19 protein-coding genes are annotated in these 21,420 nt (G+C 71.1%); 1 reads left to right on the top strand and 18 read right to left on the bottom strand.

Features of this window, described 5'->3' with window-relative positions; all coding sequences use genetic code 11:
* Positions 1–65 precede the first annotated feature (65 nt).
* From carB to pyrR, 6 genes are all read right to left on the bottom strand, one after another.
* The gene (gene carB, locus ABZ385_RS21250) at positions 66–3,374 is read right to left on the bottom strand and encodes a carbamoyl-phosphate synthase large subunit (protein WP_358697244.1); all 3,309 of its coding nucleotides are present in this window, start codon (positions 3,372–3,374) and stop codon (positions 66–68) included.
* Positions 3,367–4,509 carry a glutamine-hydrolyzing carbamoyl-phosphate synthase small subunit gene (carA, locus tag ABZ385_RS21245; protein ID WP_358583986.1) on the bottom strand — a complete coding sequence of 381 codons (1,143 nt, stop codon included), beginning with the start codon at positions 4,507–4,509 and terminating at the stop codon, positions 3,367–3,369. Before carA ends, carB begins: the two co-directional genes overlap by 8 nt.
* Positions 4,506–5,075, bottom strand: a complete 570-nt coding sequence (locus ABZ385_RS21240) for a hypothetical protein (RefSeq protein WP_358583984.1) — start codon at positions 5,073–5,075, stop codon at positions 4,506–4,508. The genes carA and ABZ385_RS21240 overlap by 4 nt, the downstream gene beginning before the upstream one ends.
* Positions 5,072–6,358 (bottom strand): dihydroorotase, encoded by a 1,287-nt coding sequence (locus tag ABZ385_RS21235; protein ID WP_358583982.1) that lies wholly within the window; start codon positions 6,356–6,358, stop codon positions 5,072–5,074. Before ABZ385_RS21235 ends, ABZ385_RS21240 begins: the two co-directional genes overlap by 4 nt.
* Positions 6,359–6,360: 2 nt before the next feature.
* Complete coding sequence (locus tag ABZ385_RS21230) at positions 6,361–7,347, bottom strand: aspartate carbamoyltransferase catalytic subunit (protein ID WP_358583999.1); 987 nt, start codon at positions 7,345–7,347, stop codon at positions 6,361–6,363.
* Between the two features lie 89 nt (positions 7,348–7,436).
* Entirely contained in the window at positions 7,437–8,009 is a 573-nt protein-coding gene (gene pyrR, locus ABZ385_RS21225; RefSeq protein WP_358583980.1) for a bifunctional pyr operon transcriptional regulator/uracil phosphoribosyltransferase PyrR, read from the bottom strand.
* 224 nt (positions 8,010–8,233) lie between these two features.
* On the opposite strand from pyrR, the gene bldD reads away from it, so the two are divergent.
* A complete protein-coding gene (gene bldD, locus ABZ385_RS21220) occupies positions 8,234–8,734 on the top strand; it encodes a transcriptional regulator BldD (RefSeq protein WP_055698930.1) in 501 nt (166 codons plus the stop codon).
* Positions 8,735–8,934: 200 nt separating this feature from the next.
* Here bldD and nusB read toward each other — a convergent pair whose 3' ends face one another.
* The 12 genes from nusB to ABZ385_RS21160 form a co-directional block, all read right to left on the bottom strand.
* Positions 8,935–9,369, bottom strand: coding sequence for a transcription antitermination factor NusB (gene nusB, locus ABZ385_RS21215; RefSeq protein ID WP_358583978.1), 435 nt, complete (start codon positions 9,367–9,369; stop codon positions 8,935–8,937).
* A gap of 2 nt (positions 9,370–9,371) precedes the next feature.
* Positions 9,372–9,938, bottom strand: a complete 567-nt coding sequence (gene efp / locus ABZ385_RS21210; RefSeq protein WP_358583976.1) for an elongation factor P — start codon at positions 9,936–9,938, stop codon at positions 9,372–9,374.
* 58 nt (positions 9,939–9,996) lie between these two features.
* Positions 9,997–11,103, bottom strand: coding sequence for an aminopeptidase P family protein (locus tag ABZ385_RS21205; RefSeq protein ID WP_358583974.1), 1,107 nt, complete (start codon positions 11,101–11,103; stop codon positions 9,997–9,999).
* 93 nt (positions 11,104–11,196) lie between these two features.
* Positions 11,197–12,132, bottom strand: a complete 936-nt coding sequence (locus tag ABZ385_RS21200) for a Pro-rich N-terminal domain-containing protein (RefSeq protein ID WP_358912600.1) — start codon at positions 12,130–12,132, stop codon at positions 11,197–11,199.
* Positions 12,133–12,282: 150 nt separating this feature from the next.
* Complete coding sequence (aroB, locus tag ABZ385_RS21195; RefSeq protein WP_358697645.1) at positions 12,283–13,380, bottom strand: 3-dehydroquinate synthase; 1,098 nt, start codon at positions 13,378–13,380, stop codon at positions 12,283–12,285.
* Positions 13,377–13,892 carry a shikimate kinase gene (locus tag ABZ385_RS21190; protein WP_358583969.1) on the bottom strand — a complete coding sequence of 172 codons (516 nt, stop codon included), beginning with the start codon at positions 13,890–13,892 and terminating at the stop codon, positions 13,377–13,379. Before ABZ385_RS21190 ends, aroB begins: the two co-directional genes overlap by 4 nt.
* A complete protein-coding gene (aroC, locus tag ABZ385_RS21185; RefSeq protein WP_358912599.1) occupies positions 13,889–15,073 on the bottom strand; it encodes a chorismate synthase in 1,185 nt (394 codons plus the stop codon). Before aroC ends, ABZ385_RS21190 begins: the two co-directional genes overlap by 4 nt.
* Before the next feature lie 170 nt (positions 15,074–15,243).
* Positions 15,244–16,074, bottom strand: coding sequence for a shikimate dehydrogenase (locus tag ABZ385_RS21180; protein WP_358912597.1), 831 nt, complete (start codon positions 16,072–16,074; stop codon positions 15,244–15,246).
* On the bottom strand, positions 16,071–17,771 hold the full coding sequence (gene mltG / locus ABZ385_RS21175; RefSeq protein WP_358697647.1) for an endolytic transglycosylase MltG: 1,701 nt from the start codon (positions 17,769–17,771) through the stop codon (positions 16,071–16,073). The genes ABZ385_RS21180 and mltG overlap by 4 nt, the downstream gene beginning before the upstream one ends.
* A 124-nt stretch (positions 17,772–17,895) precedes the next feature.
* Positions 17,896–18,360, bottom strand: coding sequence for a Holliday junction resolvase RuvX (ruvX, locus tag ABZ385_RS21170; protein ID WP_358583998.1), 465 nt, complete (start codon positions 18,358–18,360; stop codon positions 17,896–17,898).
* A gap of 20 nt (positions 18,361–18,380) precedes the next feature.
* Positions 18,381–21,050: an alanine--tRNA ligase gene (alaS, locus tag ABZ385_RS21165; RefSeq protein ID WP_358583961.1), complete on the bottom strand. Its 2,670-nt coding sequence runs from the start codon at positions 21,048–21,050 to the stop codon at positions 18,381–18,383.
* The gene (locus tag ABZ385_RS21160) at positions 21,050–21,415 is read right to left on the bottom strand and encodes a DUF6167 family protein (protein ID WP_358912595.1); all 366 of its coding nucleotides are present in this window, start codon (positions 21,413–21,415) and stop codon (positions 21,050–21,052) included. The genes alaS and ABZ385_RS21160 overlap by 1 nt, the downstream gene beginning before the upstream one ends.
* Between the last annotated feature and the right edge of the window lie 5 nt (positions 21,416–21,420).

The following is a 21,420-nucleotide window of genomic DNA, read 5'->3' as shown; positions in this document are numbered from 1 at the left end:
GGAGTGAGCCGCGAATGAGCCTCATGAAGAGGGGGACACCGTTTCCGGTGTCCCCCTCGGGGCTGCTAGTCGCGGGCCGCGGTCAGGCGTTCCGCGTGCTCCTGGAGGGACCGGACGCCCACGCCCCCGTGGTTGAGCGCGTCGATGCCCTGGACGGCGGCGGCGAGCGCCTGGACCGTCGTCAGGCATGGCACGGAGCGCGCCACGGCGGCCGTGCGGATCTCGTAGCCGTCGAGGCGGCCACCGGTGCCGTAGGGGGTGTTGACGATGAGGTCGACACCGCCGTCGTGGATGAGCTGGACGATCGTCTTCTCGCCGCCCGGACCCTCGCCCTCGGACTGCTTGCGCACGACCGTGGCGTTGATGCCGTTGCGCTTGAGCACCTCGGCCGTGCCGGACGTGGCGAGCAGCTCGAAGCCGTGGGCGACCAGTTCGCGCGCCGGGAAGATCATCGAGCGCTTGTCGCGGTTGGCGACGGAGATGAAGGCGCGGCCCTTGGTGGGCAGCGGCCCGTAGGCCCCGGCCTGCGACTTGGCGTAGGCGGTGCCGAAGACCGTGTCGATGCCCATGACCTCGCCGGTGGAGCGCATCTCCGGGCCGAGGACGGTGTCGACGCCGCGTCCGTGGATGTCGCGGAAGCGCGACCACGGCATGACGGCCTCCTTGACGGAGATCGGCGCGTCCATGGGCAGCGTGCCCCCGTCGCCCTGCTTGGGCAGCATGCCCTCGGCGCGCAGCTCGGCGATGGTGGCGCCGAGCGAGATCCGGGCGGCGGCCTTGGCCAGCGGCACCGCGGTCGCCTTCGAGGTGAAGGGGACGGTGCGCGAGGCGCGCGGGTTGGCCTCCAGGACGTAGAGGATGTCGCCCGCCATGGCGAACTGGATGTTGATCAGCCCGCGGACGCCGACGCCCTTGGCGATGCCCTCCGTGGAGGCGCGCAGGCGCTTGATGTCGAAGCCGCCGAGGGTGATCGGGGGCAGCGCGCACGCCGAGTCGCCGGAGTGGATGCCGGCCTCCTCGATGTGCTCCATGACGCCGCCGAGGTACAGCTCGCTGCCGTCGTAGAGCGCGTCGACGTCGATCTCGATGGCGTCGTCCAGGAAGCGGTCGACGAGGACCGGCCGCGAGGGGCTGATCTCGGTCGACTCCTCGATGTACGAGGCGAGGCGGACCTCGTCGTACACGATCTCCATGCCGCGGCCGCCGAGCACGTACGAGGGGCGGACGAGGACGGGGTAGCCGATCTCGTCGGCGATGGCCTTGGCCTCGCTGAAGGTGGTGGCGGTGCCGTGCTTCGGCGCGGGCAGGCCGGCCTCGGCGAGGACGCGGCCGAAGGCGCCGCGGTCCTCGGCGGCGTGGATGGCCTCGGGCGAGGTGCCGACGACCGGGACGCCGTTGTCCTTCAGGGCCTGCGAGAGGCCGAGCGGGGTCTGGCCGCCGAGCTGGACGATGACGCCCGCGATCGGGCCGGCCTGCGCCTCGGCGTGGACGATCTCCAGGACGTCCTCCAGGGTGAGCGGCTCGAAGTAGAGCCGGTCGGAGGTGTCGTAGTCCGTGGAGACGGTCTCCGGGTTGCAGTTGACCATCACGGTCTCGTAGCCCGCGTCGCTCAGCGCGAAGGAGGCGTGGACGCAGGAGTAGTCGAACTCGATGCCCTGGCCGATGCGGTTCGGGCCCGAGCCCAGGATGATCACCGCGGGCTTCTCGCGCGGGGCGACCTCGCTCTCCTCGTCGTAGGAGGAGTAGAAGTACGGCGTCTTCGCGGCGAACTCGGCGGCGCAGGTGTCGACCGTCTTGTAGACCGGGCGCACGCCGAGCGCGTGCCGCACCTCGCGCACGACGTCCTCGCGCAGGCCGCGGATCTCGGCGATCTGGGCGTCGGAGAAGCCGTGCCGCTTGGCCTCGGCGAGCAGGCCGGAGTCGAGGCGCTCGGCGGCGGCCAGCTCGTCCGCGATCTCCTTGATGAGGAAGAGCTGGTCGACGAACCACGGGTCGATCTTCGTGTGGTCGAAGACCTCCTCGGGGGTGGCGCCGGCGCGGATGGCCTGCATGACGGTGTTGATGCGCCCGTCGGTCGGCCGGGCGGCCTCCTCCAGGAGGAGGGTCTTGTCGCCGGGCTCGCCCACGAAGGTGAACTGCGAGCCCTTCTTCTCCAGCGACCGCAGCGCCTTTTGGAGCGCCTCGGTGAAGTTGCGGCCGATGGCCATGGCCTCGCCGACCGACTTCATGGTGGTCGTCAGGGTCGAGTCCGCCGAGGGGAACTTCTCGAAGGCGAACCGCGGGGCCTTGACGACGACGTAGTCGAGGGTCGGCTCGAAGGAGGCCGGCGTCTTCTCCGTGATGTCGTTGGGGATCTCGTCCAGCGTGTAGCCGACGGCCAGCTTCGCGGCGATCTTCGCGATCGGGAAGCCGGTGGCCTTGGAGGCGAGCGCGGAGGACCGGGAGACGCGCGGGTTCATCTCGATGACGATGACCCGGCCGTCCTCGGGGTTGACCGCGAACTGGATGTTGCAGCCGCCGGTGTCGACGCCGACCTCGCGGATGATCGCGATGCCGACGTCGCGCAGGATCTGGTACTCGCGGTCGGTCAGCGTCATCGACGGGGCGACGGTGATCGAGTCGCCGGTGTGCACGCCCATGGGGTCGAAGTTCTCGATGGAGCAGACGACCACGACGTTGTCGTTCTTGTCGCGCATCAGCTCCAGCTCGTACTCCTTCCAGCCGAGGATGGACTCCTCCAGGAGCACCTCGGTGGTCGGCGAGAGCGTCAGGCCCTGACCCGCGATGCGGCGCAGCTCCTCCTCGTCGTGGGCGAAGCCGGAGCCGGCGCCGCCCATGGTGAAGGAGGGGCGCACGACGACGGGGTAGCCGCCGAGCTCCTCGACGCCCCTGAGGACGTCGTCCATGGAGTGGCAGATGTAGGAGCGGGCGGACTCGCCGTGCCCGATCTTCTTGCGGACCTCTTCGACGACGCCCTTGAAGAGGTCGCGGTCCTCGCCCTTGTTGATCGCCTCGACGTTGGCGCCGATGAGCTCGACGCCGTACTGCTCCAGGACGCCCTGCTCGTGCATGGAGATGGCCGTGTTGAGGGCCGTCTGGCCGCCCAGCGTCGGCAGCAGCGCGTCGGGGCGCTCCTTGGCGATGATCTTCTCGACGAACTCCGGGGTGATCGGCTCGACGTACGTGGCGTCGGCGATCTCCGGGTCGGTCATGATCGTCGCCGGGTTGGAGTTGACGAGGATGACCCGCAGGCCCTCGGCCTTCAGGACCCGGCACGCCTGGGTGCCGGAGTAGTCGAACTCGGCGGCCTGCCCGATGACGATCGGGCCGGAGCCGATGACCAGGACGGACTGGATATCGGTGCGCTTAGGCACGCTGGCCCTCCATCAGGGATACGAAGCGGTCGAAGAGGTACGCGGCGTCGTGCGGACCCGCGGCTGCTTCGGGGTGGTACTGGACGCTGAACGCCGGCTGGTCGAGGAGCTGGAGCCCCTCCACCACCTGGTCGTTCAGGCATACGTGGGAGACCTCGGCGCGGCCGTAGGGGGTGTCGGAGACCTTGTCGAGGGGGGCGTCGACGGCGAAGCCGTGGTTGTGCGCGGTGACCTCGACCTTGCCGGTCGTGCGGTCCTGCACGGGCTGGTTGATGCCGCGGTGGCCGTACTTCAGCTTGTAGGTGCCGAAGCCGAGCGCCCGGCCGAGGATCTGGTTGCCGAAGCAGATGCCGAAGAGCGGCGTCCTGCGCTTGAGGACGGCGGCCATCAGCGCGACCGGTCCCTCGGCGGTGGCCGGGTCGCCGGGGCCGTTGGAGAAGAAGACCCCGTCGGGAGCGAGCGCGTACACGTCCTCCTCGGTGGCGGTCGCGGGCAGCACGTGCACCTCGATGCCGCGCTCGGCCATGCGGTGCGGGGTCATGCCCTTGATGCCGAGGTCGATGGCGGCGACGGTGAACTTCTTCTCGCCGACGGCCGGGACCACGTAGGCCTCCTTGGTGGCGACCTCCTCGTACAGGCTGGCGCCCTTCATGGGGGGCTGCGCCTGGACGCGGGCGACCAGCTCGGCGTCGGCGGCCAGCGCCTCGCCGGAGAAGATGCCGGAGCGCATGGAGCCGCTCTCGCGCAGGTGGCGGGTGAGGGCGCGGGTGTCGATGCCGGAGATGCCGACGACGCCCTGCGCGAGGAGCGCCTCGTCGAGGGAGCGCCGGGCGCGCCAGTTGGAGGGGACGCGCGCGGGGTCGCGCACCACGTAGCCGGAGACCCAGATGCGGCCCGACTCGTCGTCCTCGTCGTTCCAGCCGGTGTTGCCGATCTGGGGGGCGGTGGCGACCACGATCTGGCGGTCGTAGGAGGGGTCGGTCAGGGTCTCCTGGTAGCCGGTCATGCCGGTGGAGAACACCGCTTCGCCGAAGGTCTCCCCCACGGCCCCGTAGGCACGGCCGCGGAAGATGCGGCCGTCCTCCAGGACGAGTACGGCGGGAGCCTTGGCGGCTCCCCGGGTGGAGGTCGTCATCGTGCGGTGCCTTCCGTCGTAGCGGTATTGATCATGGTGTTGATGGACTCGACCCATGCGGCCTGCTCGGCCGCGTGGTCCGAGCGGAAGCCCGAGTCGATGAGCTTGCCGCCGTGCTCCCAGGTGACGATCAGCAGACCGCCCTCGGCGAGCACCTTGCCCGCGATGCCCTTGTCGAGACGGGCCCCGCGCAGCTGACCGACCGGGACGAAGAAGTCGCTCGCGCCGGGGCGCGTGACGTCCAGTCCCTCGTCGGTGAGCGTCAGCTCGACGCGGCTGCGGCTGCCCAGGCCGTGCGCCACGATCCGGTCGAGCCACTGCCCCGCCGTGGTGGAGCCGTGGTAGCGGCCGCTCAGCTCCAGTCTCGCCGGGCCCGTCTCGGACGGCGCGCCGGGCAGCTCGGGCAGGTCGCCCTGGAGCGTGCCGCGCCACTTCCAGCCCTCGCGCATCAGCCAGTACACGAGCGCGATGAAGAGCAGCAGTCCGACGACCCAGCCGAGCCGTGCGGCCCAGTCGGTGACGTCCGCCGATTCCTTCTCGGCGGCCAGTTCCACAAGTGATGTCACGCGAGTTTCCCGTCGACGAGCGTGGCCCGACCCCTCAGCCACGTGTGCGTGACGCGGCCCGGCAGCTCGCGGCCCTCATAGGGAGTGTTGCGGCTGCGCGAGGCGAAGCCCGCGGGGTCCACTTCCCCACGGTAATCGGCATCGACCAGGACGAGGTTGGCGGGCTCACCTGCCGAGACGGGGCGGCCGTGGCCGGTGGCCCCGCCGATCAGGGCGGGCTTGAAGGACATCCGGTCGGCGACCGCCTCCCAGGTCAGCAGGCCCGTCTCGACCATCGTCCGCTGGACGACGGACAGCGCGGTCTCCAGGCCGACCATGCCCATGGCGGCCGCGGCCCACTCGCAGTCCTTGTCCTCGTGCGGGTGCGGGGCGTGGTCGGTGGCGACGATGTCGATGGTGCCGTCGGCGAGGGCCTCGCGCAGCGCCATGACGTCCCGCTCGGTGCGCAGCGGCGGGTTGACCTTGTAGACGGGGTTGTAGGAGCGCACCAGCTCGTCCGTGAGGAGCAGGTGGTGCGGGGTGACCTCGGCGGTGACGTCGATGCCGCGCGACTTGGCCCAGCGCACGATCTCCACGGAGCCGGCGGTCGACAGGTGGCAGATGTGCACCCGCGAGCCGACGTGCTCGGCGAGCAGCACGTCCCGGGCGATGATCGACTCCTCGGCGACGGCGGGCCAGCCGCCGAGGCCCAGCTCCGCGGAGACGACGCCCTCGTTCATCTGGGCGCCCTCGGTGAGGCGGGGCTCCTGCGCGTGCTGCGCGATGACGCCGTTGAAGGCCTTCACGTACTCCAGGGCGCGGCGCATCATGACGGCGTCGTCGACGCACTTGCCGTCGTCGGAGAAGACGGTGACCCCGGCGGCGGACTCGTGCATGGCGCCCAGCTCGGCGAGCTTCTTGCCCTCCAGGCCGACGGTGACGGCGCCGATGGGCTGCACGTCGCAGTAGCCGGACTCCTTGCCGAGGCGGTAGACCTGCTCGACCACGCCGGCGGTGTCGGCGACGGGGAAGGTGTTGGCCATGGCGAACACGGCGGTGTAGCCACCGGAGGCGGCGGCGCGGGTGCCGGTCAGGACGGTCTCGGAGTCCTCGCGGCCCGGCTCGCGCAGATGGGTGTGCAGGTCCACGAGGCCCGGCAGGAGGACCTTGCCGTCGGCCTCGACGACGTCGGCGCCCTCGGCGCTCAGAGCGGCGCCCACGGCCTCGATGGTCTCGCCGTCGATCAGGACGTCCCGCGCCTCGCCGCCCAGCACCTTCGCACCGCGGATCAGGATCTTGCTCATGGTTACTTGTTCTCCGAATCGACGGGCCGGGTGTGGGTGACGGCGGGCTCGTTGCCGCCCAGGAGCAGGTAGAGGACGGCCATGCGGATGGAGACGCCGTTGGCGACCTGTTCGACGACCGTGCAGCGCGGGGAGTCGGCGACCTCGGCGGTGATCTCCATGCCGCGGACCATCGGCCCGGGGTGCATGACGATGGCGTGCTCGGGCATCTTCGCCATGCGCTCGCCGTCCAGGCCGTAGCGCCGGGAGTACTCGCGCTCGGTGGGGAAGAACGCGGCGTTCATGCGCTCGCGCTGCACGCGCAGCATCATCACGGCGTCGGACTTCGGCAGCACGCCGTCCAGGTCGTACGAGACCTCGCAGGGCCACTGCTCGACGCCGACCGGCACCAGCGTGGGCGGGGCGACGAGGGTGACCTCGGCGCCGAGGGTGTGCAGCAGGTCGACGTTGGAGCGGGCGACGCGGCTGTGCAGCACGTCACCGACGATGGTGATGTGCTTGCCGGCCAGGTCCTGGCCGAGCCCGGCGTCGTGCCCGACGAGCCGGCGCCGCATGGTGAAGGCGTCGAGCAGCGCCTGGGTGGGGTGCTGGTGGGTGCCGTCGCCGGCGTTGATGACGGCGGCGTCGATCCAGCCGGAGGTGGCCAGGCGGTAGGGGGCGCCGGAGGCACCGTGCCGGATGACGACGGCGTCGACGCCCATCGCCTCCAGGGTCTGGGCGGTGTCCTTGAGGGATTCGCCCTTGGAGACGGAGGAGCCCTTGGCGGCGAAGTTGATGACGTCGGCGGAGAGGCGCTTCTCGGCGGCCTCGAAGGAGATCCTGGTGCGGGTGGAGTCCTCGAAGAAGAGGTTGACCACGGTGCGCCCGCGCAGGGCGGGCAGCTTCTTGATCGGCCGGTCGGCGACGCGTGCCATCTCCTCGGCCGTGTCGAGGATGAGGACGGCGTCGTCGCGGGAGAGGTCGGCGGCCGAGATGAGGTGTCGCATCATCGGGGTGTACTCCGGTGTGTGGAGGTCTGCGGGCACGCGGGCGCACAGGGGTGTGCCCCAGAAGCCCGCGAGGGAGGAAGCCGGTCTCTTCAGGCGGCGGCGGGCTTGGCGCCGAGCAGCACGGCGTCGCGGCCGTCCTCCTCGGTGAGCTGGACCTTGACCGTCTCCCGCAGCGACGTGGGGAGGTTCTTGCCCACGTAGTCGGCGCGGATGGGCAGTTCGCGGTGGCCGCGGTCGACGAGCACGGCGAGCTGCACCGCGCGCGGACGCCCGATGTCGTTCAGCGCGTCGAGGGCGGCCCGGATGGTGCGGCCGGAGAAGAGCACGTCGTCGACGAGGACGACCAGGCGGCCGTCGATGCCGTCACCGGGGATGTCGGTGCGGGCCAGCGCACGCGGCGGGTGCATGCGCAGGTCGTCGCGGTACATGGTGATGTCGAGGGAGCCGACCGGGATCTTGCGGCCGGTGATCTCCTCGAGCTTCTCGGCGAGCCGGCGGCCGAGGAAGACGCCGCGGGTGGGAATGCCGAGGAGGACCACGTCGTCGGCGCCCTTGGCGCGCTCGACGATCTCGTGGGCGATACGGGTCAACACCCGTGCGATGTCGGGCCCTTCGAGAACGGGGCGCGCGACGGTCGGGTCTTTGGAGCCTTGCGTGTCCATATGAAACGGACCTCCTTCTCCGCCTCACGGGACGGACGTTAAAGGACGTCGAAATTGCGCCATCCACAGTACCAGTACTGATGAGCGACCACGTCATCGGCCTCCACCGAAGGGGCGGTACGGACCATTCGGCTTGACGCAGCCAAGTAACGCTGCGTAACCTCACAGTGAGTTACCAGCCACGCGGCGGAGCCGCATGATTGTCGCAGCGTCCGGGGAGCTATATGTCCAGCGAATACGCCAAGCAGCTCGGGGCCAAGCTCCGCGCGATCCGTACCCAGCAGGGCCTTTCCCTCCACGGTGTCGAGGAGAAGTCCCAGGGACGCTGGAAGGCGGTCGTCGTGGGGTCGTACGAGCGCGGTGACCGTGCCGTGACCGTGCAGCGCCTCGCCGAGCTGGCGGACTTCTACGGCGTCCCCGTGCAGGAGCTCCTTCCCGGCACGGCGCCCGGTGGCGCCGCCGAGCCGCCGCCGAAGCTGGTCCTCGACCTGGAGCGCCTCGCCCACGTGCCGGCCGAGAAGGCGGGCCCCCTCCAGCGGTACGCCGCCACGATCCAGTCGCAGCGCGGTGACTACAACGGCAAGGTGCTCTCGATCCGCCAGGACGACCTGCGCACCCTCGCCGTCATCTACGACCAGTCCCCCTCGGTCCTGACCGAGCAGCTCATCAGCTGGGGCGTGCTGGACGCGGACGCGCGCCGCGCCGTCGCCCACGAAGAGGTCTGATCCCCGGGCGGGACACCTCAGCAGAAACGTGCCGCCGGGATGGCCGCAGCCGAAAGGCCGCGGCCATCCCGGCGGTTTTCGTATTTCCGGCGCGATGAGCCGGGAAATGCGGACGCCGGTGAAAGGCGCCGCCTGGTCCGGGTATACCGAAGGGCCCGCAGCATTGCGCTGTGGGCCCTTCGTGTGACGTACGGGGGCTCTTACGCCTCGTCGCGGCGCAGGGACGGCTTCAGGTCCTTGAAGCGTCCGAGCAGGCCGTTGACGAAGGCCGGCGACTCGTCGGTGGAGAACTCCTTGGCGAGCTGGACCGCCTCGTCGATGACCACCGCGTCGGGCGTCGCGTCGACCCAGACCAGTTCGTGGGCGCCGAGCCGGATGATGTTCCGGTCGACGACCGGCATGCGGTCCAGGGTCCATCCGACGGCGTACTGCGAGATGAGCTCGTCGATGCGGCGCTCGTGCTCCGCGTACCCCTCGACGAGTTCCATCGTGTACTCGCTCACCGGCGGCTGCCGGGTGTCGGACCGCGAGTGGCGCACCCAGTCGGCGAGGACCGTCAGGACGTCCGTTCCGCGCTGGTCCGCCTCGAAGAGGATCTGGAAGGCGCGCTTGCGGGCCGTGTTACGAGCAGCCACGGTTAGCTGTTCACCCGGCCGAGGTAGCTGCTGTCACGGGTGTCGACCTTGATCTTCTCGCCGGTGGTGATGAAGAGCGGCACGTTGATCTGGTGGCCGGTCTCCAGGATGGCGGGCTTGGTGCCGCCCGTGGAGCGGTCGCCCTGGACGCCCGGCTCGGTCTCCTGGATGGTCAGCTCGACGGCGGCGGGCAGCTCGACGAAGAGCACCGAGCCCTCGTGCTGCGCGACCGTGGCGGTGAAGCCCTCGATCAGGAAGTTGGCGGCGTCGCCGACGGCCTTCTTGTCGATGTGCAGCTGGTCGTAGGTCTCCATGTCCATGAAGACGAAGTACTCGCCGTCCATGTAGGAGAACTGCATGTCACGCTTGTCGATCGTGGCCGTTTCGACCTTGACGCCGGCGTTGAACGTCTTGTCGACGACCTTGCCGGAGAGCACGTTCTTGAGCTTGGTGCGCACGAAGGCCGGGCCCTTGCCGGGCTTGACGTGCTGGAACTCGACGACGGACCAGAGCTGGCCGCCTTCGAGCTTGAGCACCAGGCCGTTCTTGAGGTCGTTCGTGGAAGCCACGGTTGCTTCAATCTCCTGCACTGACTGACTGGTGGACGACCCCGGTCGGGCACGCGCGCTAGAGCGCGAGCAGTTCCTTGGTCGTGATGGTGAGTAGCTCGGGTCCGCCGTCCGCCTCGGGGCGCACGACGAGCGTGTCATCGATCCGGACACCACCCCGGCCAGGGAGGTGAACCCCCGGTTCGACGGTGACCGGCACGCAAGCGTCCAGTTTACCCATGGCCGAGGGCGCCAGCTGCGGGTCCTCGTCGATTTCGAGCCCCACACCGTGTCCGGTCAGTGGAGGAAGGCCGTCCGCGTGCCCCGCGGCGGTCAGCACCTGACGTGCCGCCCGGTCCACGTCACGGCAGGCCGCACCGGGTACGAGGGCCTCCCTGCCCGCCCGTTGAGCGGCGAAGACGAGGTCGTACAGCTCGATCTGCCAGTCCGCGGGCGAGGTTCCGATGACGAACGTGCGCCCGATCTCGGACCGGTATCCGCGGTAGCTCGCCCCCAGGCAGACGGAGAGGAAGTCGCCCTCCTCCACCCGCCGGTCCGAGGGCCGGTGGCCGCCCCGGCCGGAGTGAGGTCCCGTGCCGACCGAGGTGGGGAAGGCCGGGCCGTCCGCGCCGTGGTCCACCAGCCGCCGCTCAAGCTCCAGCGCCAGATGCCGCTCCGTGCGGCCGACGAGGATCGACTCCAGCAGCTCGCCCAGCGCCTGGTCGGCGATCTCCGCGGCGATCCGCAGGCAGGAGATCTCCTCCTCGTCCTTGACGTACCGCAGCTGTTCCACCGCCCCGCCGAGGTCCACCAGCCGGAGCCGGGGCGCGACCGAGCCGAGCGCCCGGTGCCGGGCGACGGTCAGGTGGTGCTCCTCCACGGCCAGCGACTCCGCTCCCCCGGCGGCGGCCAGCTTCGCCCCCGCCACGGCCGGATCGGCGCCCGGCACGGGCAGCAGCCGGGTGCGCAGCGCCTCGTCGGGCCGCCCCTCGCCCGGCTGCTCGCCGGGGGGACGCCCGCACAGCAGGACGTCCTCGTCCTCGCCGATGAGCAGCACGGCGCCCTCGGGGGCCGTCCCGGCGAGGTAGCGGACGTTCGCGGGCCGGGAGACCAGCGCCGCGGCGCCCCCGCCGGCGGCGCACCGCTCCCTCACCCGCTCTCTGCGGATCGCGTAGACCTCAGACATGGGGCGAGCCTATGAGCGCGGGCGCACCCCGGCCCGGCCAGCGCGTCCGACCGGGCGGTGGCCCTCAGTGCGCGGCAGCGGCGGGCCCGCGCGCTACCACTGCGGCGGGCTCGTGATGGCCCGGGCGAGGACCTCGTCCAGGACGCGGGCCGTGGCGGGGACGTCCAGCTGGGAGTTGTCGATGATGGGCAGGCCGGAGCCGTACCAGCCGGCCATGCGGCCGTGGATGCGGGCCACTTCCTCGTCCGTGAGGCGGCGGTTGCCGCTGCGCTCGGCGTTGCGCTCCAGGACGATCTCCAGGCCGGGCAGGAGGACCACGGGCAGCAGTCCGGGGCCCACGTGCCGCTTCCAGCCGCCGAGGCCGACGACCGGGCGGTCGGGGAAGACCGCGTCGTCGAGGACGCACGATATGCCGTTCGCCAGGAAGTTCCGCGCGGCGAAGCCGCAGGTGCGGCGGGCCAGGCGGTACTGGGCCTCCGAGTGGTCGTTCCACCCCGACTGGGGGTCGGCGAACCCGGAGCGCACCCATTCGCGCACGTCGTCGAGGCTGATGTGGGCCGTCGGCACGCGGCGGTGCTCGGCCCAGAACTTGGCGACGCTCGTCTTGCCCGCGCCCGCGGGGCCGATGAGCAGCACGGCGAGCGTGGTCGCGCCGGTGTCGGCCTGCGCCATGTCCGGCGGCGGGCTCGGCATCGCGACGGGGCCGCCGGGCGGCAGCTGGACGTGACCGGTGGTGTCCGGGTTCGGCGGCACGGGGCCGTGGCCCGGCTGGAGGGTCGCCGGTGTCCCGCCCGGTGCCTGGGGCGGGCTCTGGCCCGGTGCCCGGGGCGCGGGACCGCCCGCGACGAAGCCCGGGGCGGGCGGGTGCGGTGCCCCCGGCGGCGGGGCGGCGCCCGGGTGCGGGGCGCCCTGGGGGGCGGTGCCCGGCGGCGGAGCGCCCGGGTGATGTGCGGCCGGCGACCAGCCGGTGGCCGGTCCGTGCCCCGGCTGATGGGGCGGCGGCAGCGGAGTCCCCACTGCGTGCTGCATCCGGTGCCACTCCGTCTCGTGCGACTGACGCTGGTCGGGCGGCGGCCGGGCCGCCCGTTACCGAACGGTACCGTCCCCGGCCGCCGTTGTGTGAACGGCCGGGGAGGCCGTGAAGTGCCCGTGGCCGGATACCGGGGCCACGGCGGCGGGCTACTGGCCCACTTCGCCGTACGCGGCGAGCAGCACCGCCGGGTCCGGGCCCTCCAGGACGGTCGGCTTGCCTAGGCCGTCCAGGACGATGAAGCGCAGCAGGTCACCGCGGGACTTCTTGTCGACCTTCATGGTCTCCAGAAGCTTGGGCCACTGGTCGTAGCGGTAGGTCAGGGGGAGCCCGACCGACTCCAGGACGGTGCGGTGCCGGTCGGCCGTCGCGTCGTCCAGGCGTCCGGCCAGTCGGCCGAGTTCGGCGGCGAAGAGCATGCCCACGGAGACCGCGGCGCCGTGGCGCCACTTGTAGCGCTCGTTCTTCTCGATGGCGTGCGCGAGGGTGTGTCCGTAGTTCAGGATCTCGCGCAGGCCCGCCTCCTTGAGGTCTCCGGAGACGACCTCGGCCTTGACCCTGATGGAGCGCTCGATCAGCTCGGCGGTGTGCGGGCCCGCGGGCGTGCGGGCCGCCTGCGGGTCGGCCTCGATGAGTTCGAGGATCACCGGGTCGGCGATGAAGCCGGCCTTGATGATCTCCGCGAGCCCGGAGACGTAGTCGTTCACCGGGAGCGAGTCGAGCGCCGCGAGGTCGCACAGGACCCCGGCGGGCGGGTGGAAGGAGCCCACGAGGTTCTTGCCCTCGGCGGTGTTGATGCCGGTCTTGCCGCCGACGGCCGCGTCCACCATGCCGAGCACCGTGGTCGGGACGGCGATCCAGCGCACCCCGCGCAGCCAGGTCGCCGCCACGAACCCGGCGAGGTCGGTCGTGGCGCCGCCGCCGACGCCGACGATGAGGTCGCTGCGCGTGAAGCCGGACTGGCCGAGGGCCTTCCAGCAGTACGCGGCGACCTCGGCCGTCTTGGCCTCCTCGGCGTTGGGCACCTGGATGGCGACGGCCTCGTACCCCTGGTCGGCGAGGTCCTGGCGCAGCGCGTCGCCGGTCTCGGCGAGCGCCTCGGGGTGGATCACGGCGACCCGCTTGACCTGGCCGCCGATGAGTGCGGGCAGCTCGCCGAGGAGCTGCCGACCGACCAGGACCTCGTACGCATCCGTTCCGGCGGTGGCGCCGACGTGGATTCGGGTGGGGGTCTGCTCCGTCGTCATGCTTCCTTCAACTCCAGTGCGTCGAGGACCGCCTGGGCGACCTCTTCGGGGGTGCGGCCGTCGGTGGCGACGACCGCGCGGGCGACTTCGGTGTACAGCCGGCGGCGGGCGTCCATCAGCTCGCGCCACTGCTTGCGCGGGTTGACCGCCAGCAGCGGGCGCGCCTGGTTGAGGCCGGTCCGCCTGACGGCCTCCTCGACGTCCATCGAGAGGTAGACGACGGGGTGCGGGGCGAGCAGCGCGCGCGTCGACGCGTCGAGGATCGCGCCCCCGCCGAGTGCGAGGACGCCGCTGTGCTCCTCTACGGCGGCGCGCACGGCCCGCCGCTCCAGGTCGCGGAAGTACGGCTCGCCCTCGTCGACGAAGATGTCCGCGATCTCGCGGCCCTGGGCGGCGACGATGTCGGCGTCGGTGTCCCGGAAGGCGACGGCGAGCCGGTCGGCGAGCAGCTCGCCGACCGTGGTCTTGCCCACGCCCATGGGGCCGACGAGAACGATCTGCGGGCCGGTCACCGGATCTGGAGGTTGTCGAGGTAGGAGCGCACGTTCCGCCGGGTCTCGGGGACGCTGTCGCCGCCGAACTTCTCGGCGACGGCGTCGGCGAGGACGAGCGCGACCATGGCCTCGGCGACGATGCCTGCGGCGGGGACGGCGCACACGTCGGAGCGCTGGTGGTGCGCCTTGGCGGCCTCGCCGGTGGCCACGTCGATGGTGGCGAGGGCGCGCGGCACGGTCGCGATGGGCTTCATCGCGGCGCGGACGCGCAGCAGCTCCCCGGTGGTCAGGCCGCCCTCGGTGCCGCCGGAGCGGCCCGAGGTGCGCTTGATGCCGTCCTCGGTGGTGACGATCTCGTCGTGCGCCTTTGAGCCGGGCACGCGCGCGAGGTCGAAGCCGTCGCCGACCTCGACGCCCTTGATGGCCTGGATGCCCATGAGGGCGGCGGCGAGCCGCGCGTCGAGCCGCCGGTCCCAGTGCACGTGCGAGCCGAGGCCGACGGGCACGCCGTAGGCGAGCACTTCGACGACGCCGCCGAGGGTGTCGCCGTCCTTGTGGGCCTGGTCGATCTCGGCGACCATCGCCTTCGACGCGTCGGCGTCCAGGCAGCGCACCGGGTCGGCGTCGAGCCTCTCGACGTCCGCGGGGGTCGGGTAGAGGCCGTAGGGCGCCTTGGCGGCCGCCAGTTCGGTGACGTGGCTGACGATCTCGATGCCGGCCGTCTCCTTGAGGTAGGAGCGGGCGACGGCGCCGAGTGCGACGCGGGCTGCGGTCTCGCGGGCGGAGGCGCGCTCCAGGATCGGCCGGGCCTCGTCGAAGCCGTACTTCTGCATGCCGGCGAGGTCGGCGTGGCCGGGGCGGGGGCGGGTCAGAGGGGCGTTGCGGGCCAGGTCGGCCAGGATCTCGGGGTCGACCGGGTCGGCCGCCATGACCTGCTCCCACTTGGGCCACTCGGTGTTGCCGACCATGATCGCCACCGGCGAGCCCATGGTCAGGCCGTGCCGCACGCCGCCGAGGAAGGTGACCTCGTCACGCTCGAACTTCATGCGGGCGCCGCGTCCATAGCCGAGCCGCCGCCGGGCCAGGTGGTCCGCCACCATGTCCGTGGTGATCGCCACGCCGGCGGGAAGTCCCTCCAGCGTGGCGACAAGTGCGGGTCCGTGGGACTCCCCAGCGGTCAGCCAGCGCAACCTGCTCAACGGTGCTCCTCATGCTCGCGCCTGGAACTGCGGTCTTCGACGGCGCGGCCGGGTGCGCGGCCCTGGCCCGCCGCCCCCGATCCTCCCACGTCCGCGGGGCGCTCCCGGCCTCCGGTCCACCAGGCGGACGCCGCGCCCACCTCGCGGACACGGCGTCATCCCCCCGAGGGCTACCGCTCGGCGAGCGCGTGTTCCCCCGCCCTGCGCATGGCGTCCAGCGGCGCGGGGGTGCGGCCGGTCATCTGCTCGACCTGGAGCACCGCCTGGTGCACGAGCAGGTCGAGTCCGCCGACGACCGCTCCGCCGTACGCCGACCAGCGGGCCGCGAGCGTGGTGGGCCACGGCTCGTACAGCACGTCGAAGAGGGTCGCCGGGCGCTCGGGCACCAGGGCGGCCAGCGCGTCCGTGGCGCCCGCCGGGGTCGTGGCGATCACCAGCGGTGCGCTCAGCGCCTCTCTGGCGTCCTCCCAGTCCTCGGTCCTGACCTCCACGTCGAGCCGCTCGCCCCACTGCCGCATCTCGGCGGCGCGCGTGTCACTGCGTACGTACGCGACCACCTCGCCCGTGCAGATCCGCGCGAGGGCGGCGAGCGCGGAGGAGGCGGTGGCGCCGGCGCCGAGGATCGCGGCGGAGTCCACCTGCTCGATGCCGTGTTCGCGCAGCGCGGCGACCATGCCGGGGACGTCGGTGTTGTCCCCGACCTTGCGGCCGTCCCCGGTGAACACCACGGTGTTCACGGCTTCCACCGAGGCGGCGGTGTCGCTGATCTCGTCGAGCAGCGGAATGATCGCCCGCTTCAACGGCATCGTCAGGGAGAGCCCCGCCCATTCCGGGCCGATTTCCCCGAGGAATTCGGGCAGCGCCGCCTCGTCGATCTCGAAACGGTCGTACGTCCAGTCGGTCAGCCCCAGCTCCGCATAAGCGGCGCCGTGCAGTACCGGCGAGAGGGAGTGGCCGATCGGGGAGCCGAGCACGGCGGCTCGACGCTGGTGCGCGCTCATTGCCCCTTCAGGTATTTCTCGCGGTTGCGGTTCTGCTCTTCGTTCGTCTCGGCGAAGAGCGTCTTGTCCTCGCTGACCGAGACGAAGTAGTACCAGTCCCCCTTGGCCGGGTGGAGTGCGGAGAGCAGCGCCACCTCACCGGGGTTGCTGATCGGTCCGGGCGGCAGACCCTTGATCTTGTAGGTGTTGTACGGGTCCTTGATCTTGCGCAGCTCGTCGACCGAACCGGTGGCGAGCTTGGACTCGCCCTTGAGGTAGTTCACCGTGGAGTCGAAGTCCAACAGGCCGTAGGTCTCGGTGTTGTCGGGCTTCAGGCGGTTGTAGACGACCGTCGCGACCTTCTCGAAGTCGTGCTTGTGCTTGCCCTCCGCCTGGACCAGGCTCGCCACCGTCAGGACCTGTAGCGGGTCCTTCAGATTCAGCTCGCCGGCCTTCGAGGCCAGGTCCAGTTCCTCGTACTTCTCATTGGCCTGGGCGACCATCTTGCGCAGGACGTCCGCGGGCTTCTGGCCCTTGGCGACGGGATAGCTGGCGGGGAAGAGGAATCCTTCCAGCGGGTCCTTGATGTCCTTGTTGGTATTGGCCCACTTGGGAAGTCCGAGGGTCTTCCATTCGGTCTTGGCGACCTTTTCCGTGGTGCCCTTCGCCAATTCCAGGCGCCGGTCGATCTCGCCGTAGACCCACTGGTTCCTGCGGCCCTCGGGAATGATGAGGTTGCTGCGGCTCTTGGGGCTGAGCATCAGCTTGACCGCGCTCGCGGCGGACATCTCCTTCTTGAGCGTGTAGACGCCCGCCTGGATGGTCTGCCCCTGCGGGTGCTTGCCCTGGGCGGAGACGAAGGCGTCGACGCTCTTGACGACGCCGGCCGCCTTCAGCTTGGCGCCGATCTCGTAACCGCCGGCGTCCTTGGGGATGTCGACGGTGACCTTGCCCGAGCCGTCACCCGCGTAGTCCGGGGCCGTGCCGAAGCGGTCCTGGTAGAACTGGTATCCGAAGTAGCCGACGCCGCCGAGGCCGCCCGCGAAGACAAGCGTCACGACCAGGCAGGCGCAGCCGTTGCGGCGCTTCTTCTGCTTCTTGCCGCCGCGTCCCCCGCGCCGGTCACCGCGGCCGCCGCGGCGGCCGGGCTCCTCGTCGTCCTCGTCGTCGCCGCCCGCGAAGAAGGCGTGCTCGCCCTGGTCGGGCCCCGGGTCCCAGTCGCCCTCGGGGTCCGGCTCCGGAGCCCGCCGGCGGCCGGGCGGCTCCGGCGGCGCGTAGGCCTCGGACGTGGCGTAGTAGTCGGGGCTCTCCTGGCCGTAGCCGGGCTGCCGGCCGCCGTAGGGGTCCATCGGGTCGCCGGCGTAGGGGACCTGCTCCTGCTGCCCGGCGTCCCAGCCAGCGCTGTGGGAGTCGTGCCCGCCGTTGTACTGCTGCGCCGGGTCGCCCTCGTACCGCTGCTGACCGCCGTCGTGGGCCGACTGGTCGTAGCCGGCCTGCTGACCGGTGTTCCAGTCGCCGCCGTGCTGCGACTGCTGGGACTGCCCGTGCTGCTGGGGCTGCTGCGGCTGCTGATGCTGGTGCGGCTGCTGGTACTGCTCCTGGCCGCCGTAGCCGGACTGCCCGCCCGCGGGCTGCTGTCCCGCCCATCCGCCGTCCCCGTACAACGGGTCCTCCGGATGCCACGGTTGGGAGCCTGGGCCCCGGCCATACTCAGTCATCGATCCCCTACATGCCGCGAGGCAGGGCCGCCGTTGGGATGGCCGGGCAACCGTTCCGCCTCTTGATGCTGTGCGGCAGCTGTTCGAACACCGCCGCATCGCGCGGAACGTTACCGTATCGCGATCAGATGACCACTTCGACGCCCTCGCCGGGTGCCTTCCCTGACGCCCGTTCGGACTCCAGGGCCTGCTGAAGGATGATCACCGCGGCCGCCTGGTCGATGACGGACCTGCCCTTCTTGGACTTCACGCCCGAGGCGCGCAGGCCCTGACTGGCCGTCACCGTGGTCATCCGCTCGTCCACCAGCCGCACCGGGACGGGGGCGACCATGCGGGCGAGGTCCCGGGTGAACGCGCGGATCTTCGCGGCCGCCGGCCCCTCGCGCCCGTTCAGGGAGCGAGGGAGGCCGACGACGATCTCGATCGGCTCGTACTCCTCGACCAGCTGCCGCAACCGGCGCTGGGCGGCCGGGACATCGCGTCCCGGCACCGTCTCGACCGGTGTGGCGAGGATCCCGTCGGGGTCGCACGAGGCGACCCCGATCCGGGCGTCACCGACGTCGACGGCGAGACGTCGGCCCCTGCGCATGCCCCGGGCGGGCTCGGTCATCAGGCCGTCTCGGTGACGAGGCGCTCGACGGCGGCGATGGCGTCGCCGATGGCGGCCGGGTTCTGGCCGCCGCCCTGGGCGACGTCCGGCTTGCCGCCGCCACCGCCGCCGAGGGTCTTGGCGGCGGTGCGGACCAGGTCGCCGGCCTTGAGGCCGCGCTCACGGGCGGCCTCGTTGGTGGCGATGACCGTGAGCGGCTTGCCGTTGGCCGTGGTGAAGAGGGCCACGACCGCCGGACGGTCGCCGGGGATGCGGCCGCGCACGTCGAGGACGAGCCTGCGCAGGTCGTCGGCGCCCGTGCCGTCCGGCACCTGGCCGGTGACGACGGCGACACCGCGGACGTCCTTGGCGCCCTGGACGAGACCGGCGGCAGCCTGGAGGACCTTCTCCGCGCGGAACTTCTCGATCTCCTTCTCGGCGTCCTTCAGCTTGGCGAGCATGCCGGAGATCTTCTCGGGCAGCTCCTCGGAGCGGCCCTTGACCAGCTCCTGGAGCTGGGCGACGACCGTGTGCTCCTTGGCGAGGAAGTTGTAGGCGTCGACGCCGACCAGGGCCTCGATGCGGCGCACACCGGAGCCGATGGAGGACTCGCCGAGCAGCTTCACCAGGCCGAGCTGGGCGGTGTTGTGCACGTGCGTACCGCCGCACAGCTCCTTGGAGAAGTCGCCGATGGTCACCACGCGCACGCGCTCGCCGTACTTCTCGCCGAACTCGGCGATGGCGCCCTGCTTCTTGGCCTCGTCGATCGACATGACCTCGGCCTGGACGTCCAGCTCGTGGGCGAGGACCTCGTTGATCTTCTGCTCGACGTCCGTCATCACGGCCGTGGGCACGGCGGAGGGCGAACCGAAGTCGAAGCGGAAGCGGCCGGGCTGGTTCTCCGAACCGGCCTGGGCGGCCGTGGGGCCGAGCGCGTCGCGCAGCGCCTGGTGGGTGAGGTGCGTGGCGGAGTGGGCGCGGGCGATGGCACGACGGCGGTGCGCGTCGATCGAGGCCCACACCGGGGCGCCGACGGTGATCTCGCCGACCTGCACGACTCCCTTGTGGACGTGCACCCCGGGGACCGGCTTCTGCACGTCGCGGATCTCCACGAGGGCGCCGCTGTCCAGGCGGATCCGGCCGGTGTCACCGATCTGGCCGCCGCCCTCGGCGTAGAAGGGGGTGCGGTCCAGGACGATCTCGACCTCGTCGCCCTCGGTGGCGGCGGGCGAGGAGACGCCGTTGACCAGCAGGCCGACGATCACGGCCTCGTTCTCGGTGAGGGAGTAGCCGGTGAAGTCGGTGGCGCCCGCGGTGTCGGCGATCTCGCGGTAGGCGTGCAGATCGGCGTGGCCGGTCTTCTTGGCCTTGGCGTCGGCCTTGGCGCGGTCCCGCTGCTCCTTCATCAGGCGGCGGAAGCCGTCCTCGTCCACGGACAGGCCCTGTTCGGCGGCCATCTCCAGGGTGAGGTCGATCGGGAAGCCCCACGTGTCGTGCAGCAGGAACGCCTTGTCGCCGGAGAGGACCTTGCCGCCGGCGGCCTTGGTCTCGGTGACGGCCGTGTCGAGGATGTTCGTGCCGCCCTTGAGGGCCTTGAGGAACGCGCCCTCCTCGGCGAGGGCGACGGTCTCGATGCGCTTGCGGTCGGTGAGCAGCTCGGGGTACTGCTGCCCCATCGTGTTGATCACGACGTCGATGAGCTCCTGGACCACCGGGCCGGTGGCGCCGAGCAGGCGCATGTTGCGGATGGCGCGGCGCATGATGCGGCGCAGGACGTATCCGCGGCCCTCGTTGCCGGGGGTGACGCCGTCGCCGATGAGCATGGCGGACGTACGGATGTGGTCGGCGACCACGCGCAGGGAGACGTCCGAGCCGTGCTCGGCGCCGTAGCGCACGCCGGTCAGCTCGGTGGCCTTCTCCATCACGACGCGCAGGGTGTCGGTCTCGTACATGTTCTGTACGCCCTGCAGGATCATGGCGAGGCGCTCCAGGCCGAGGCCCGTGTCGATGTTCTTCGACGGGAGCTCGCCGAGGATCGGGAAGTCCTCCTTGCCGTCACCGGCGCCGCGCTCGTACTGCATGAAGACCAGGTTCCAGATCTCCACGTACCGCTCGTCGTTGACGGCCGGGCCGCCCTCGACGCCGAACTCGGGGCCGCGGTCGTAGTTGATCTCGGAGCAGGGGCCGCAGGGGCCGGGGACGCCCATGGACCAGAAGTTGTCCTTCTTGCCCAGGCGCTGGATGCGCTCGGCGGGGACGCCGATCTTGTCGCGCCAGATCCGCTCGGCCTCGTCGTCGTCGAGGTAGACCGTGATCCACAGGCGCTCGGGGTCGAGGCCGAAGCCGCCGTCGGCCACGGAGCCGGTGAGCAGCTCCCAGGCCAGCTCGATGGCGCCTTCCTTGAAGTAGTCGCCGAAGGAGAAGTTGCCGCACATCTGGAAGAACGTGCCGTGCCGGGTGGTCTTGCCGACCTCTTCGATGTCGGGGGTGCGCACGCACTTCTGCACGCTGGTGACGCGCGGGCCGGGCGGCTTGACCTCGCCCAGGAAGTAGGGCTTGAAGGGCACCATGCCGGCGGGGACCAGCAGCAGAGTCGGGTCGTCCGCGATGAGCGACGCCGAAGGGACGACGGTGTGCCCGCGCTCCTCGAAGAAGCTCAGCCAGCGGCGGCGGATTTCAGCCGACTCCATCAGTGGTCCTCATTCCGGTTGTACGAGTACGTCGTGTTCGGAGACTTCTCGACGTACAGCGTCTTCTTGTCGGTGTTCTTGTTGCTGTGGTTCTCGATGACCGCGAAGCGGCGCTCGGGCGGCAGTTCGGCGTCGGGGTGGCGGTTGAGGCCGAGCGCCTCGCCCAGCTCGGCCTCGCGTTCGAGCATGCCGTCGCGGACGTCGAGCGCGAAGTCCTTCAGCTTGTGGCCCGCCTCGATCGCCTTGTTCGCCGCCTGCGCGGCCAGGCTCTCGGGCGTGAGCTTCTTGAGCTTGCGGTTGACCTTGGTGGTGGCCCATACGCCGGCGGCTGCGCCCGCGGTGAACCAGAACGTGCGGCGGAACATCGCTG

This window comes from Streptomyces sp. NPDC005898 (assembly GCF_040629635.1).
Classification (GTDB): domain Bacteria; phylum Actinomycetota; class Actinomycetes; order Streptomycetales; family Streptomycetaceae; genus Streptomyces.
This window is presented reverse-complemented; position numbering and strand designations above follow the sequence as displayed.

Excerpts from the sequence above, each read along its gene's own strand:
- ABZ385_RS21180 (WP_358912597.1), bottom strand. The coding sequence starts at position 16,074 with ATGAGCGCGCACCAGCGTCGAGCCGCCGTGCTCGGCTCCCCGATCGGC.
- bldD (WP_055698930.1), top strand. The coding sequence starts at position 8,234 with ATGTCCAGCGAATACGCCAAGCAGCTCGGGGCCAAGCTCCGCGCGATC.
- ABZ385_RS21235 (WP_358583982.1), bottom strand. The coding sequence starts at position 6,358 with ATGAGCAAGATCCTGATCCGCGGTGCGAAGGTGCTGGGCGGCGAGGCG.
- ABZ385_RS21160 (WP_358912595.1), bottom strand. The coding sequence starts at position 21,415 with ATGTTCCGCCGCACGTTCTGGTTCACCGCGGGCGCAGCCGCCGGCGTA.
- pyrR (WP_358583980.1), bottom strand. The coding sequence starts at position 8,009 with ATGGACACGCAAGGCTCCAAAGACCCGACCGTCGCGCGCCCCGTTCTC.
- ABZ385_RS21200 (WP_358912600.1), bottom strand. The coding sequence starts at position 12,132 with ATGCAGCACGCAGTGGGGACTCCGCTGCCGCCGCCCCATCAGCCGGGG.
- mltG (WP_358697647.1), bottom strand. The coding sequence starts at position 17,771 with ATGACTGAGTATGGCCGGGGCCCAGGCTCCCAACCGTGGCATCCGGAG.
- ABZ385_RS21230 (WP_358583999.1), bottom strand. The coding sequence starts at position 7,347 with ATGATGCGACACCTCATCTCGGCCGCCGACCTCTCCCGCGACGACGCC.
- aroB (WP_358697645.1), bottom strand. The coding sequence starts at position 13,380 with ATGACGACGGAGCAGACCCCCACCCGAATCCACGTCGGCGCCACCGCC.
- ABZ385_RS21205 (WP_358583974.1), bottom strand. The coding sequence starts at position 11,103 with ATGTCTGAGGTCTACGCGATCCGCAGAGAGCGGGTGAGGGAGCGGTGC.
- alaS (WP_358583961.1), bottom strand. The coding sequence starts at position 21,050 with ATGGAGTCGGCTGAAATCCGCCGCCGCTGGCTGAGCTTCTTCGAGGAG.
- ruvX (WP_358583998.1), bottom strand. The coding sequence starts at position 18,360 with ATGCGCAGGGGCCGACGTCTCGCCGTCGACGTCGGTGACGCCCGGATC.
- carA (WP_358583986.1), bottom strand. The coding sequence starts at position 4,509 with ATGACGACCTCCACCCGGGGAGCCGCCAAGGCTCCCGCCGTACTCGTC.